Origin of the sequence: Bacteroides faecium (assembly GCF_012113595.1) — a bacterium.
In the GTDB taxonomy this organism is placed as follows: Bacteria; Bacteroidota; Bacteroidia; order Bacteroidales; family Bacteroidaceae; genus Bacteroides; species Bacteroides faecium.
Map to the genome: position 1 here is coordinate 1,712,558 of NZ_CP050831.1, position 16,637 is coordinate 1,729,194.

Annotated in this window: 7 protein-coding genes; all 7 read right to left on the reverse strand. The window is 43.1% G+C overall.

Features of this window, described 5'->3' with window-relative positions; all coding sequences use genetic code 11:
- Positions 1 to 35: 35 nt before the first annotated feature.
- A complete protein-coding gene (locus BacF7301_RS06015) occupies positions 36 to 2,594 on the reverse strand; it encodes a BT3328 family hyaluronic acid endo-lyase (protein ID WP_167961127.1) in 2,559 nt (852 codons plus the stop codon).
- A gap of 13 nt (positions 2,595 to 2,607) precedes the next feature.
- Positions 2,608 to 4,614 (reverse strand): PL29 family lyase N-terminal domain-containing protein, encoded by a 2,007-nt coding sequence (locus BacF7301_RS06020; RefSeq protein WP_167961129.1) that lies wholly within the window; start codon positions 4,612 to 4,614, stop codon positions 2,608 to 2,610.
- Positions 4,615 to 4,654: 40 nt separating this feature from the next.
- Positions 4,655 to 5,701: a DUF5017 domain-containing protein gene (locus BacF7301_RS06025; protein WP_167961131.1), complete on the reverse strand. Its 1,047-nt coding sequence runs from the start codon at positions 5,699 to 5,701 to the stop codon at positions 4,655 to 4,657.
- A gap of 32 nt (positions 5,702 to 5,733) precedes the next feature.
- Positions 5,734 to 7,449 carry a RagB/SusD family nutrient uptake outer membrane protein gene (locus BacF7301_RS06030; protein ID WP_167961133.1) on the reverse strand — a complete coding sequence of 572 codons (1,716 nt, stop codon included), beginning with the start codon at positions 7,447 to 7,449 and terminating at the stop codon, positions 5,734 to 5,736.
- Positions 7,450 to 7,486: 37 nt separating this feature from the next.
- Complete coding sequence (locus tag BacF7301_RS06035; RefSeq protein ID WP_167961135.1) at positions 7,487 to 10,684, reverse strand: SusC/RagA family TonB-linked outer membrane protein; 3,198 nt, start codon at positions 10,682 to 10,684, stop codon at positions 7,487 to 7,489.
- A 124-nt stretch (positions 10,685 to 10,808) separates the two neighbouring features.
- Positions 10,809 to 12,344: a sulfatase family protein gene (locus BacF7301_RS06040; RefSeq protein WP_167961137.1), complete on the reverse strand. Its 1,536-nt coding sequence runs from the start codon at positions 12,342 to 12,344 to the stop codon at positions 10,809 to 10,811.
- A gap of 183 nt (positions 12,345 to 12,527) precedes the next feature.
- Entirely contained in the window at positions 12,528 to 16,583 is a 4,056-nt protein-coding gene (locus tag BacF7301_RS06045; protein WP_167961139.1) for a hybrid sensor histidine kinase/response regulator transcription factor, read from the reverse strand.
- Between the last annotated feature and the right edge of the window lie 54 nt (positions 16,584 to 16,637).

The following is a 16,637-nucleotide window of genomic DNA, read 5'->3' on the forward strand; positions in this document are numbered from 1 at the left end:
TTTATAATGGTTAGAAAAATTGTGTGCGAATAAATTTACTTTAATGCATTTAGCCATCCTGGTACGTATCCTAAGCGGTGGCGTAACTGTGCTTCGTATAATGAATAGGGTTCTACGGTACTCCTGTTATTTTCCAAACGTTTCATTTGGTCTTCATTGAAATTGAGGGATGCCCCGTGGAAACCTACTACAATAGGTGGCATGAATTTCCACCAATAGCCTTTTGTATCCCACCAAGAGAAGTTGCCTCCGGTATCAATGTCAGCGTCTGTCTGTACTTTGGTGGCGTTGAAGTTCCAAATGGTTAAATTTTCCATGTGGTTAGGCATTTGGGCGGAGTCTCCCCCTTGACGCCAATGCATGAATCCACCGGAACAGCAGTCTATCAGTGTAGCGCGAGGTTGGGTAGCATGCGATTCAAAACAGGAATCATCTCCCCATCTTACATTCCAGATTACAGCTCCCATACTCTGCTTAGAGACACCGCAGGCATGATATTGTCCTACATTAGTCTGGTACGTACCCAATGTTCCATCGCCTTCGCCTTTATTGAGGGTATAGCCGTCACTGTTTTCAATTACTTTCCCGATGAAAATGCGAGAAGATGCTTGTGAACGGATGGCAGAATGACCGCGTTTACCGCCAATTTTGATGTCGTAGGCTGAGCAGTTGGCTGAATTGGTGATGGACATGGCTTCGCTGACACTCTCGAAGTTGACGCGGCGTATCCATGAGTTTGTCAGGCGGACAAAGTCAATGGGTTTGAAGCCACCGTCGTGGATAGAGTTTTTATGATGGACAAATTGTTCCACTGCATCTCCTTTGAATGTGAGGTCTTCCACGCCCACGTTCTCATAGTGAGGGTATTTGTTAATTTTCCAGCCCCATTCCTTGTTGATGGCATGCATGATGGGCTCTTTGAAAGTGACTGAACTGCCACTGATTTTTTCTATTTGATGGTATTCATATATTTGTACACCGTTCTTTTTGATATCAAGTACACCTCCATTGTTTACATTGATGTCTGTGTATTTGTACGGAGCCAGTTCTGCATTGATGACATCGTCATCAGTATTTGCCATTGTAAGGCATATCCAATCATTTGCCTTTAATCCACTAGTGGAAGTTACGGAGACGGTTTTGCTACCAATCGAAGCATCCATATTGATATCAGTAATGTAACTCAAAGTGCTGTAATGTTTAAATTCCATCATGACAGGAGCGTTCCACATCTGACTTTCACTTGCAGAGTTGTTCGCCGCGGTCATCTCAATGATAGTTCTGTCTCTTCCGGCTCCTTTCAGTACAATGTCGCCCATAGTCATATCAATAGTCTTATTTTTGGAACTTTCATCTTGCAAAATGAAACGACCTTCCGGAAAGTAGATAATAGCTTTGGCATGTTCTTTCAGAAAACGGATGGTACCGTTGTCATCCTCTTTGTTATAAGTAGTGCCGGCAATATCTGCCAGCACTTTTAAAAAAGCTTCCCGATCGGATTTGTTGTCATTGGGGACTGCTCCATATTTAGGATCGGTTACGTCATATACTTTATATCCTTGCGCCACTAATGTTTCCACATTGGGGGGAGCTGTTTCTCCCCGCATATATCCTGCGTAGGAGAAATCTAGCAATACATTCTCGGCATCACCGCTGAGGAACTCTGTCCAAGCGGTGGTTGCATTGGCATCAATTTGGCTATTTAGTAATTTTACCGGCAATTTAACTACTCGGCAATAACCTTCTTTGGAGAATATTTTGATGTAAATCACGTCTTCATATGCTTCTCCACGAGGATTGGTAGAAGGGGCGGTGACAGTCAATTTTGTTTCTTCCAACTTGATTCCCCATGTTTGGTTCTCAATGACGGCAGTTTCTACATTGGCTTGTTGCACAATAAACTCCTGTATCTGTTTCAGGCCGAAAGTGGCTGCCCCTTCAAATTGAATGTTCAGATAGAAATCTTGCCCGTAGATGGGTATTGTAACTTCGCTGTTGTCTGCGCGTATAGTAAATGTGATCTCGCCGGTAGCTTCGTTGACTACTACGTTACTGAAAACAGAGCTGGCACTTGAGGTGGCTTGTGTTCCATCAGCTATTTGATTGTTTCCTAATTTGCTCCAAGTTGAGCCATTGTCCAGTGAAATTAGCCAAAAACCATTTGCATCCACTTTCATTTTCGGAGTAATTCCAACAGCACCGGTTTCGGGAATAGCGTTGACCGGTTGATTGTTGAAAAGTAGTTCTGTAGTTACACCATTGATGGTATACGCCCAGTTTCCTGATGCATTAATGCTGAATAGGGGCATGTCGTTCATATCCGCCTTTCCACTATAAATATTTACAGTTTCTCCGTTACTGAGTTCTACGGTGTAATTCCCTAATTCATCTTGATTGTATCCCATAACCAGAATTACTCCTGCTACCATCTGTTGGTAGTTGTTGATGTCCGTATTCATCTGTTCTATACTTGCTTCCAGATTGGCAACCCGTTCTTTCAGATTGTCAATGTCGGAGCGCAAGTCATCCCGTTCGTCGCACGAGTAAAGTGCGACGAAAAGAATTGTACATATTGATAGTATTACTTTTTTCATATATCAGTAGGTATTAATTAATGGATGCTCCATATCCTCCTGTCATCATTTCATCAGTAAGAGTGAATACACCATTGGCATAATCAAAGGAGGTAATAGGTGAATTTTCGTGTAATGTCATTTGGTTTTTCTCACCATCAGGAATTATTTTTACTTTAGAATTGGAGTGATAATATGACCATTTACTGTCTCCAGGGCTATAGACAATATTATCTGTCACATCAATAGACGGAACTTGGGGATTCTCATACAAGAAGCTATATAGATAAGATGTTTTTCCTGCATCTGCCATGTAGAAAATGTTCTTATTCATATTTAAAGATGTTCCTGTTTGATATCTAAAGTAAACATTGGCACCTATTATATTAATAATTGTATTGTTGCTGATATTACCAACTATTTCTCCTTTAGCATCTGTTGCAGTAGTACAATTCATCATTTGCCCATTGACTGCATTTGCAGAATACATAAGATTATTTATAAAATCAAAATTCTTGTAGCTGGCTAAGTTGGTGGCAGTTCCTAACTGGAGTAATACTGTAGCAGCCGTTAATTGGATTTTATTATTTTGAAGGCTTATATTATTAATACCATATATATTAGCGGTTTTATTATCATAATATAATGGTTTTTGTACACCACTAAAATAACAATTGTCTATGACTAGGTTGGTGCAATTATTTTCTATGGTCAAGTCGTTGTTGGTAATGAAGCCGGCAGAAGTTGTGTTTCCTTCCATGGCTATGTGCAGGTTGAGTAAATATACACTTCCTTTTCTTGGTCTTAATGTACCATTTGCCGCTGTATTTTTGAAAGTCGGTTTTTCGTTTTCATATCTTGCCATTATTATGAGATCATTACTGATAGCTTTTGTTCCAGTAACAGTAAATTCTTGGTTCCCACTTAAAAACAAGATTACAGGTTTAGACATGGTAGTGCTGAAATAGCTGTCTAAAACAGGCTCTGTTCCATCTAAAACTGCTATATTGGCATCTTGGTAGGTATTCTTATTTATGGTGATTCCACCAATATTGATATCCTCTCCTTCTTCGAATAATGTGTAATAGTCTCTTATAATACTCAATTTCACTTGAATCTTATCTACTGCCCAGTTGGCCCCTTTATTTACTTGTACAGTGACATCACTGCTATTGTCTGCTGTGGCACGTGTATTCAGGGTAGTCGCCTTTGTCGGGGCAGTAATAGTCAGTGTCGCTTCGTTGTTTTCATTCGCTTCACTAATAGTTGCCAACCACCCTGCCGGAGCAGTTACTATTACATTATCTCCCTTTACTTTTACAGTTGTAGAGACTATTTCACCAGCACCAATTTCCCAATATCCTTTATTCATCCCTTCGGCAGGCTCCATGATTTCGCACAACAAATCTTTAACGATAGGTATGGAAATACTTTCAGTTTGTCCTTTCAGTTGGATAACGAAGAAATCTCCGCTTTCATCGATGCCTGCTGATTCGAAGAATGTATCGGTGCTACCTCCACCGGAAGAGCCATTGTTTACAGCAGACACTTTGTTGCCACTTTCATCAAGAACATCCTGCCAACTAGTTCCGTTGTCATAACTTACCTGCCAGTAGCTGCCATCATCCGTCAGTTGGAATTTGGGAGTTATACCATCATTGCCGGGAGTTCCGACGGCTTGTACGGGTACACCGTTTTGGGTCAGTACTTCGCCGTTTACTACCCATTGGCCTTCATCATTGACGCTGATTTCCGGATATTTTATTTCTCCTGCAGAACCTTGTGTCAATGTTACAGTTTCTCCACCGCTCAATTTTAATGTATAGGTACCGTTTTTCTGGGTAATTTCTGTAATAGTCTGTCCGCCTTCAAGTAGTCGTTTGATTGCGGTCATATTATCATTCAACAAATTAATTTGTGCTTCCAGAGACTCCACGCGACCTTTCAGATTGTCAACATCGTCTCTCAAATCGTCTGTATTGCAAGCTGCCAATGTGAACAGTGCAAATGCGGTTAACAAGAATGATTTAAAGTAATTCATAGATATATGTATTAATTGTTTTCTTATTGTTGTTATTAAATTATTCCACTACGTTGACTACGAAATTATAGGTAGTCGTTGATGAATGGTCAATATTGGCATTCCGTGCAAGGAAAGTTGCATTATAGATACCAACCTTGTCATAGGTATACGTATAAGAGTCAAGGCTTTGGGTGATGTCTTTCACTTTAGTTCCCTGATCCGGTTCGCATGAGTTGATAGTAAGAGGGTCGGATACGAGCCAGCTATATTTCAGAGGATTTCCTGCAGACGATGAGTGCAAGTAGAATGTTTCGGTTCCGATACCCTGCAAATTCCAGATTCCTGAAGTTCCTCCGCTTACCGTACCATATTCACGGTCGGTAGTCATCGTCGCCTGGTCGGGCAGGTTACATCTGTTTTTCATGTTTACTGGTGTCAGTCCGAAAGAACTTGCACCGAACTTCAGGCTGGAACCATTGTTCAGTTCATTGGTGAGATGCATCTGGGTGAAATACAGACGTGATTGAACCGCTGTGTTTTTCACTCCTTTATAACGTATGGCAATTGTAACTCTTTTATTGAGGTATTGCGTCATGTCGAATGTATAAGTTTGTGATGCAGCCTGACCTGTTTTCGTCGGAAAGGCATAACCTAGTTCCTCGTTGGGGATCATTGATTGCCAGATACCATCATTCTCATATTGTTCCACTAACAAGGAGTCCGCCACGAAATTGTCTTTATATAATCCGGTGAACTCATCGGATATATAAATTCTGCTGTCCACCATATCAGTTGTCCCATATTCGTAGTATAACGTGATGGTTAGCGATGATGATTTGATTTGTGACGGATCAATGGTTTGACGTTCTCTATATTGATATTTATATCCCTCTTCTCCGCTGAAGAATGTAAGGAAGTCCGGATCACCGGCAATGTTGAAGTTGACAGGAGTTCCTTTCTTTACAGTGATGATATGTCCGTCGAAGCTCACATTTTCATTGGTATTTACAGTCACGTCCAATGCGACATCTTCGTCCAGTCCGTCATTACATGCCCCGAAAAAGAGGCTTATTGCACAGATGGCTATGAGTTTATATGCTTTCATAATCTGTTGTTTTTTACTGATGAATACTTTGTTTACCAATTCGGATTGTTTTGTGTAATGTACTTGTTGGTACTCATTTCAGCATCCGGAATGGGGAAATAGTTGTACGTTGAGGATACTTGGAAATAGGTATATACGTTAGTTGGTCCTAAGTTCCAGTTTTCTCCGGATTGTGCGGCCGGTACCAATTCTTGCATGTTCTTGACAAACTCTCCCCAACGGATAAGGTCAAAACGCCGGGTATATTCGAAGCATAATTCCATACCCCGTTCGTCTTTTACTGCTTGACGGAATTCCGTCTGCGACATATTCTTCGGTAGGTCATCCAGTCCTGCACGATCTCTGACATCATTGATACAAGTATATGCAAGGTCTGTCGGCCCATTATTTGCTTCATTTTCCGCTTCTGCAATCATCAATAGTACATCTGCATAACGCAATACAGGGAAGTTGATGGATGTAAAGTTCTTGTCTTTTTTATCAGCTTCGTATTCGCGGCGATATTTTCCACACATACGGCTATAATTGGTAGTCTCCTTGTTTTTTTCAATATCACCATTGTATTGGTAAGATTTCGGACCATATTGCGTCATTACTTGCGCTAGTTTTCCCATTTCAAATTCACGATGCGTCACTCCGGTATTCTTTCCGCCTGATTCCTTATATTCAAAAGGAGTGATGCTCCAGTTGAAACGGTTGATGTCTCCGTTCTTTGCATACAGATTATACAATTTTGGGGTACTGTAAATAAAAGCATACGAATATCCTGGATCAGCCTTTCCTTTTATACTGCTTTTAGATGAAAGGTCGGGACCGGCTAGACCGATAAGATTACCTATACGGCCTTCCGCTTGTGTGTCAGATGTATTGTTACCGGCAAATTCAATTTCCCAGATACTTTCATTGGCGGTCGTATTATACTGGTTGGAGCATAAGTCTATGAAGAAATCCCAGTAGTTATTTGCTAATCCGTGTCCTTCCGCTGTCACTTTCTGAGCATAGAAACTGGCTTTTTCAAAATAATCTTTGGCTTCTGCCTGATTGGCAGCACGGTTTTCACGGAAATGTTCTCCGGCACGGAAGAGATAAACACGTGCCAATATTCCCCATGCAGTAGATTTTGAGATACGTCCGGGTAAATAGGATAGTTCGGCAGCTGATTTCAGTCCATTCTCAGCAGCGTCTGCCATTTCATTAATAATGAAATCATAGATTTCCTGCTTGTCTGTCCGCGGTGCATCAAGGTTCTTCACATCTTGGGTAGAAGCTGTTTTAAATGGTACGTCGCCCCAGCACTCTACAAGATTGAAATAATAGAAAGCGCGAAGAAAACGGGCTTCGGCAATGTATTGTTCTTTCACGCCCGTAGAAAAACCTTCTACTTTGCCAATATTCTCTAAAAAGATATTTGCGCGATTGACACCGGCATAAAGTAAATACCAGAAGTTGGTGACTGCGTTATCACTGGTAGTGGCGTTATTACAAATCAGACCGGTGGAGGCGGGGCCACGTCCGCTACCGCCGTAATGAGACAAATCATCTCCTGCAACAAGATACATATAATCACCGCCATAAAAGGTTGGTTGGGAAAGAATAGCATAAGTACCTGTCAAGAAAGAGGAGGCTTCCTCGGGAGTTTTGAAATAATCATCCAAAGTCAGCTCGGTCGGTTCTTTATCCAAAAAGTCGCAAGATACAGTAAGGAGACTTGCGAGTAAAACTATGATTGATATTCTTAGTATTTTCATGTGATGAATTTTAAATGTTGAATGATAACATATAAGTTTAGAATCCTAAACTGACACCGAAGCTGACGGAATAAGCTCTCGGATAAGATGAATAATCCAATCCCGGTGTCAAGGCGCTGTTACGAACAGATACTTCGGGATCGTAGCCGGAATAGCCTGTCCATGTCCAGAGATTCTGTGCGGCAACGTAGATACGTGCTTTATCTATTTTCCATTTTTTCGTCATTTGGCTGGGGAAGGTGTATCCTATCGTTACATTTTTCAGACGCAAGAATGAACCGTCTTCAATGATGCGTGAAGAAATAACACGGTTGGAAGAAGAATTCGTTGCGGCAGGAATGTCACTGGTCGGATTGTCTGCTGTCCAACGGTTGGCGTAGCTGGCGTATTGGTTCAATTCGCGTGAACGGTTGTTGGAACTTTCAAAGAACAGGCGGTTGGCGTTCATGATGTCATTTCCATATGACCATTGGAAGAAGATGCTCAAATCAATTCCTTTATAAGTAAAGTCATTGGTCAATCCTCCTGTATGTATTGGAAGCCCGCGTCCTATAATGGTACGGTCATTAGAATCTATTACACCGTCACCGTTCAGGTCGGCATATTTCGGCATACCCGGTTGTGTGTTATTCTCAGTCGAGAAATGGGGGACACTGGACTTCAGACTGTATGAATTTCCTGATTTGTTGAAATCATCGTATTTATATGTGCCTTCGTAAACGTAACCGTACATAAGTCCCATCGGTAAACCAATTTTGGCAATATAACTGGATTGCCCGTTGTAGTTCTGGTCGAATTGTACGGCAGTCATCAATGCTGTTTGGTTTTCGGACAATGCCAGTACCTTATTCTTATTGAAAGAGATGTTGAAATTGGATGACCATTGGAAATCACGTGTCTTGATATTTAATGTGTTCAAACTGAGTTCCAAACCGTCATTACGTACTTTTCCGATATTCTTCGTGGCATTATAGAAGCCGGAAGAGTAAGGAAGTTGGGCGGCAAGTAATAAGTCGCGTGTGTTTTTTCGATAAATATCCATCGTAACACCGATTCTTTCGTTAAAGAATGAGAGGTCGAGTCCTAAGTTCCATTGTTCGGTCGTTTCCCATTTCAGATTTTTGTTTTGCAACGAAACAGGAACAGTTCCGGCATTGGTCGCATCGTTTTCAAATGGATATACACCGCTGGGTATTGAATTGGTAGGGCTATAAGAACCGACTCTGGATTTTAGAACGGATAGTAGTTGATAATAGTCATATTCACCAATGCGGTTATTTCCCGTGAGTCCCCAACTTAAGCGCAACTTTCCATTTGATAAGATGTTTTTGATTGGTTTCATGAATTTTTCTTCAGTGAAAGTCCAGGCCAATGATGCAGAAGGAAAGTATCCGTATCTGTTATCCTTGTTGAATTTAGAAGAACCGTCTACACGGAACGAAGCAGTCGCATAATATTTGGATTGATAATTGTAGTTAATGCGTCCCAAATAAGAAAGCATCGACCATGATGATTTGGCGGAACTGCTTGTACTTGCTTGTCCTTCGCTCATTCCTGCCATACCGAGTGATTCGTTGGGAATATGGGTGGTGCGGAAAGCATAAGCTTCATAATCTGAGTTTTGGAAGGTGATACCAGCCAAAGCATTGATAAAATGTTTCTTCTTGATGTTGGTCTGGTAAGTCACTGTGTTTTCGTTCAACCAAGTTAAGCGTTCTGAACGGGTCACTTGTGCATTCACCTTGTCGGTAGAGGTCGGGCCGCCATAACGGGTCTTTGAATTGTTGAACTGGTCATTTTTACGGGCATCATAAGTGTATCCGGCAGAGACTTTGACTTTCAGCCCCTTGATGACTTCATATTCGGCAAAACCGTTCATTTGAAGATTATTGATATAATTCTTCCGATATTCGTTTTTGAGTGAAAGAATAGGATTGAAACGATAGTCGTTACTTGAGTCTACTGCATTATCTGTTGCGCTATCCATCAAAAAACTTAATGGAGTGTCGGGAGAGGTTACGGGACGATATCCCCAAACACTGTAGAACAAGTTGTTCATACCACTGTAAGATGTTGCGGAAGGGGTGCTCCCTGTCTGGATGGAACGTGAATAATTGGTTGTCAGGCTCATGTTCAATTTGCCACGGCGTACTACTGTGTTCATACGTCCCTGCATACGTTTATATCCGGTTTCCAATAATGTACCATCTTGGTCGTAGTAAGATAGGGAAGCATTATAGCGTACTCCTTCCGTACCACCTGTCAGTCGTAGAGTGTGACTTTGCTGCCAAGCGGTTTGGAAAATTTCATCTTGCCAGTTGTATTGGTCAATATTCCGGTAATCTTCCAATGTCCATTGTTTACCTTCATAATTCATAAGATAAGAACCGGCAACCACTGTCGGATACATTTCATTTTGTAATTTGACAAACTCATAAGCATCCATCATTGGAATAGTGCGAGTGATGTGCTGCACACCGAAACTACCGTCATATGTCAATTGTGCCCGTCCCACTTTTCCTTTTTTGGTAGTCACAATTACGACTCCGTTGGCACCGCGTGCTCCGTAGATTGCTGTAGCTGAAGCATCTTTCAGAAAATCAATAGATTCGATGTCCGAAGGATTCAGAGTACTGGAAGCGGAAGTGTCTTCCACCGGGAAGCCGTCGATTACGAATAAAGGTGAGTTTTCCTGTGTTAATGAGTTGTTGCCACGGATGACTATGTTCATTGTACCACCGGGCATACCTTCACCGGATGTGACATTTACACCGGCAATACGTCCTCCCAAGGCCTGGTCGAATGAGGCAACCGGGGCAGTGAGGACATCATTCATGTTGGCTTTGGCTACAGAACCTGTCAGATCTCGTTTGCGCACTTCCTGATAACCTACAACTACCACTTCATCCAATGTTTTGGTATCTTCCTTTAAAGTGATAACCATTGGCTTCTGTGTATCTACTTTCTGTTCAACAGTAACATAACCGATGAAAGAAATGACTAATGTCGCATTCTTATTAGCCACATTAAATGCAAATTTTCCGTCAAGGTCGGTAATAGTTCCTTGTGAAGTACCTTTTACCTGAACGCTGGCGCCCGGCACTCCTTCTCCTAAATTATCCTTCACCGTACCTTTTACAAGTACCTGTGCAAGTACAAAAGAAACAGAAAATAAGATCAATCCGAGTGAGGAGAGAATCCTTTTTCCAGTTTGAGTGGATAAATGTTTTTCCATATATTAAAAATTAAGTGATTTTATTGAATCTACGGTTGCAAATATAGGTTGATTGAAATATCTCATATGGATAGAATTATTCAAGAATGGTGCAAAATCATACAATTCTTCTGTTCTCATATTTTTATTTCTCTTTTACGGTTTCCAGTAATGCAGACAGCTCTTTTACGATATCAGTATGCTGTGCGGCTACGTTCGTTTTCTCCGATGGATCGGATGATAAATCGTAGAGTTGCGGTTGTTTGTCGTTGCCCAGCTCCATTTTCGTCCAGAACTCGATAGCAGGTTTGTCGCTTGGTTCGATGTACTTCCATTGACCTTTCACGATGGCGAGCGTATTGTTCAAGTTCTGTTGGACGATATGGTCACGGTCTGTATTGCTTTTGCCTAAAAGCACGTTCAGGTGTTCCTGGCTGTCGGGTGCCGCTCCTTTGTGCAGAGGTTGGTTCAAGAGAGAGGCAAGCGATGCGTATACGTCAATTTGAGAGAAAAGAGCCTGTTGCTTGTTCGGTTTCACTTTGGCGGGCCAGCGTACGATGAAAGGAATGCGTGTGCCTGCTTCGTAAGCACTGTACTTGCCGCCACGGTAGATTCCCATCGGGGTATGTCCGTTGAGCAGTTCGTAGGCATGGTCTTGGTAGCCGTCGTCAATAACAGGACCGTTGTCGCTGGTAAAGATAAGGATCGTGTTGTCGGCGATGTTGAGGCTGTCCAGCGTGTGCATGATTTCTCCGATGGTCCAGTCCAGTTGCAGGATTACGTCGCCACGGGTTCCGAGTCCGCTCTTTCCGGCGAAGCGCGGGTGGGGGATACGGGGGACATGTACGTCTTGTGTACCCATATATAAAAAGAAAGGATCTTCCTGATGGGAAGCAATGAAATTCTTTGCTTTATCGGTGATGATGTCGGCAATATCCTCATCCTTCCAGAGGGCGGACTTCCCGCCGGTCATCCAGCCGATACGTGGGATACCGTTGATAATGGTGTTATTATGTCCCTGGCTGGGTTTCAGTGTCACAAGTTCCGGATTTTCCTCTCCTGTGGGCCAGTCGCCTACCTTATGGTCGTAGCTTACGGTGATAGGGTCGTTAGGGTCAAGACCTACTACACGTCCGTTTTCTACAAAAACACAAGGAACACGGTCTACGGTTGCAGGGATGATAAATTCATAGTCGAAGCCGATGCTTTGTGCGTTCGGGCTGATTTGGCTGTTGAAGTCAGTGCCGCCTTTCGGGCCAAGTCCCAAATGCCATTTGCCGACTGCACCCGTAGCATATCCGGCATCTTTCAACATATCGGCCATTGTGACGCAAGCTGTGTCGATAATTAATTCCGAGTTTCCGGGAGCAATGCCGGTGTTCTCCTGTCTCCAGGGATACATGCCGGTCAAAAGTCCGAAGCGGGAAGGGGTGCTGGTGGCTGAGGTGGCGTATGCATTGGTGAACTGCACTCCCTGTCCTGCCAACCGGTCAATGTTAGGAGTGCTTACTTTAGTTGCTCCGTAACAGCTCAGGTCGCCGATACCGAGGTCGTCTGCGAATATATAAATAATGTTGGGCTTTTGACCGTTTTGTCCATTGCTCTTTTGAGTTGCGTGGTTGCATCCGGTCAGCATAGCGATGCCGGGCAATAATGGAAGTAGGCGTGAAACGTTTCTCATAATGCTGTTTTTTAGGGGATGATGTTAGATGCACAAAGATAACCGGTTGGACAAATATGAATGAGTAGTAACGTACAAGTGAAGTACAAAATAGTACACTGCTGTGCCAAGAGGGTAACATTTCTTTTGGCACAACAGTGTTTATTCGATACAGATTTTTCTGATGATAGATAATAATTGAGATTAGTCCGTTTCTTCTTCTCCTTCTTCTTTCTCCTCTCCCTTACGGTAGGCCAACGGGCTGACATGATAAATCTCCTTGAAACATTTGCTGAAATAGCGTGAAGAGGAGAATCCGATCCGGTCGGAAATCTCCGTGATATTCAGCTCCGGATTATTCCGTAACATAACAGCTCCTTTCTTGAGACGTATGCTCAAGATAAAGTCATTCGGCGTCTGTCCTGTAACTGCTTTTAACTTGGTAAACAGATTCGTGCGTGCCATACCCATTTCGCGGGCGAAGATATTGACATTGAAATCCGTATTATCCAGATGTTGTTCGATAATAGCCATGGCGCGGTCCAGCATTTCTTTATCCATCGGGTTGGTAGCCAGCATTTGAGCGAAAGCTTGCGGCTGTTTGCTGAATTTCTCTTGTAGCAACCGGCGGGAGTTCACTAGATTATTGCAACGGGAAATCAGAAGATTGGTATTAAACGGTTTGGTGATATAATCGTCCGCACCGATTTTCAATCCTTCAATATTGTGCTCAATGGCAGTACGTGCTGTTAGCAACACGACCGGAATATGGCAAGTATTGAAATCCGTCTTAATCTGTTTGCACAGCTCCGTGCCGGACATACGCGGCATCACGACATCACTTAAAATAATGCTCGGCATATCTTTCTGTATCATTTCCAACGCCTCTTCTCCGTCGGAAGCGGTGCTGACCTGATAGAATGTTTCGAAAATGCCGACCAGCATCTGCTTGATAGACTCGTTATCTTCCACAATCAGCATCTTGGCATCTTCAATCCGCTTATAATCTTCCTCTTTCCATTCCGATTCCGGTAATATTTCTGCTGAAGGCACAAAAGTTTCCGTCTCCTGAATGGTAGTGTCCGTGTCACTTTGCGCTATCTGCTCTTCGGCAAAATGTTGTTTGCCTAGTTTAAGAGTGATAATGAAACAGCTTCCCTTGCCCGGCTCACTTTCCACACGGATAGTACCATGATGAAGTTCGATGATACCCTTTGTCAGAGCCAGCCCGATACCTGTTCCGGCACCGGTATTCAGCGAGTTCAGCAATTCGGTCTGATAGAACCGGTCGAAGATTTTATCAATTTCTGCGGCAGCAATGCCTGTACCGGTATCTTTTATTTCGATAATGGCATGGTCTTGCTCCTGCGAGACGTTGATGGAAATAGCATCTTCCGCTTTCGTGTGTTTCAAAGCGTTAGATAACAGGTTATTGATAACCTTCTGCATCTGCTTCTGGTCATACCATACTTCAATGTCATCTTTCTGCTTGTTGAACTTGAAATTAATCTGCTTGCTGCTGGCATATTCGAGGAAGAGCAGGTAATTCTCATACAGGAAGTCCACCAGATTGTGCTTGCTTACCTTAATCTTCATGTGTCCTTGTTCCTGTTTGCGGAAGTCAAGCAGTTCTGTAATCAGTTCCCTCAACTGGAGACTGTTCTTGTAGATTCCTAATACCTTATTATATATATTAGGAGTGAACGTCTGTACTTGCAGCAAAGTCTCCACCTGCCCTACGATAAGCGTTAGCGGCGTGCGGAACTCATGCGAGATGTTTGTAAAGAAGCGCAGTTTCGACTGGTTCAAGGCTTCCAAATCCTCGATATGCTTCTTTTCATATTTCAAAGACTCACGGAGCTTGATTCGTGAGTTATAGTTTTGGATAAGATACCATAACAGGCTGATGGTGACAATGGTATAAATCAGGTAAGCCCACCATGTCTCATACCAGGGTGGCAGTACATTAATCAGCAGCCGGGCTTCTCCGATATCGCCCCGTTGGGACTTGACAACCAGCACGTATTTTCCCGGATTCAAGTTCGTATAGGTGATGAGTGTCTGTTGCCGGTACGTATGGTTCCATTCGTTGGAGAAACCCTCCAGGCGATAGAGAATCTCATCCCTGTTGGCAGGGATGAAGTTGGAAGTGGCATATTCGATGGTAAACATTGACTGGTTCGCTTTCAGGCTAATCTCTGGTGTATGGCAGATAGACTGATTCAGAATTCCAGTTTCATCTCCGGGGATTACTTCCTTTCCGTTGACCAGCAGGCGCGAAAGAATGATATTATAGGATTTCGGGGTAAAATGCAATTTCTTTTCCCAAAAAGAAATCATTCCCTGGATACCACCCAGGAATACTTCCCCATCGTGCGTGACGAACAGTGCGTTCTCATTGACGGCAGTTAGCGGGAATCCGTTTTCCGTACCGTAATTATAGAATTTCTTTTGTGGATAGTCGAACTGCGAGAATCCCTGATTAGTAATCAGTAATAAATCTCCTTTCTGAATAGAAGATTCGAATACTTCGTAAATACAATCGCTGGATAAACCATCTTTCTGCACATCGAAGTTTTCGAAATCATTGCTCTCTTTGCGATAACGGTCCAGTCCGCTGCCGGAAGTCGAGAACCATAAGTTCCCGTTGCTGTCCTGCATGATACTGTTGATATTGTTGTTGCTGAGGCTATTCGGGACAGCCGGGTTATGCGCGTAATTGGTGAGCGTATTAGTATCGAAGCGATAGGAATAAACCCCTTCTCCGGTAGCTGCAATCCATAAAGTACCGTCCTTGTCGAAACAGAGGCTTGCTACCATGCCGATGTCCCTTCCCGCTTTGTTTTCCTTGAAGAGTTGCCGGCAAGTGCCTGTTGCCGGGTCGAACAGGGCGACACCGTTTTGTGTGGCAATAACCAGTTTGTCCTCATATGGTACAATGTCACGCACGATATCCGATGGCAACGAAGCAGGGTCGCCCGCTTTCATCCGGTAGACAGTGAAACGGTTCGTCCGCAAGTCGAGTTTATTCAATCCGCCAAGATGCGTGCCAATCCACATGATGTCATTAGTCCGGTCATAATAGATAGCCTTCACGTTGTTGTGCGAAATACTGTTTTTCCCTTCCTCGTGGCGATACCAGCGATACGTGTTGTCTTTGCGGTTGTACACATTTACACCGCCTCCTTCAGTACAAATCCATAGATTTCCATCTTTGTCTTCCGTCATTCTTCCGACGATGGGACTGCTCAGACCTTCTTTTTCGGTGTCGCTCACTTTATAGCGGGTATAGATTTCATACTCAGGATTGAAGTAGTTCACTCCGCCGAAATAAGTGCCCAGCCAAAGCGTGCCTTGCCCGTCCTTGACAATACACCAGATAGAAGAGTGGGTGAGTCCGTCCGGCTTACTGGCATCGGCCATATAGAGTTGGAAATTGCCTGTACTTTTCTCGTAGCGGTTCAGTCCGTGGAACGTGCCTATCCACAGATTGCCTAAGTTGTCTTCACAAAAGCTTCTGACGAAGTTGGAACAGAGACTGTTCGCCTTTCCCGGTTCATGGCGGATATTCTCGATGAAACCGTTTGTTTTGATATGGTAGAGTCCTTCTTCCCAGCTACCGATCCATAATTCTTTTGAAGAATCCTCATAAATACTGGTGATATTCCCTTTCGTGACAGGCTGTGAAATCGCTTTATTCTCCGAAAGGCAGTAAACGCCATTGCTGGTGGTTCCCATCCAGAGATTTTTCTTTTCATCTAAATGAAGGCAGGATAAAGTAATGTCTTTTCCCGCAAGGTGGTAGAAAAGATCGAAGTTGCCAGTGTTCTCGTTGTACACAAATACTTCCTCTCTCTTGCCGATATACAACTTCTCATTGTAGTAGATAGCATCCACATTGCCCTGAAGCAATGTTTTGAATCGCTGGGTAGTCAAATCGAACTCCGCCACACCGTCGGTACAGAGCAGGTATACTTTCCCGTTCTTGTTTCCGGTGATGCGTAGCACTGTATTGCTGAACAGGCTGTTCGGGTCGTTCTTGTTGAGTTTAAAACTTTTAATATCGTTACCGTTATACCGGTTTAGTCCCTCGCGTGTGCCAATCCATATAATTCCCCGTTCGTCGATATACAAGCTGTTGACAGAGAATTGTGAAAGTCCGTCATCCGTGGTCAAATGACTGAAAGTAATGTTTTGACCTTGTGTGTGGACAGCGGTTACGCTTAAAAATAGCAGAAATAAAAGGATTATTTTTCTCACTAATTCGTTCTTTTAAGGTATTACTATTGGCAAATATATCGTTTTTATTTCATT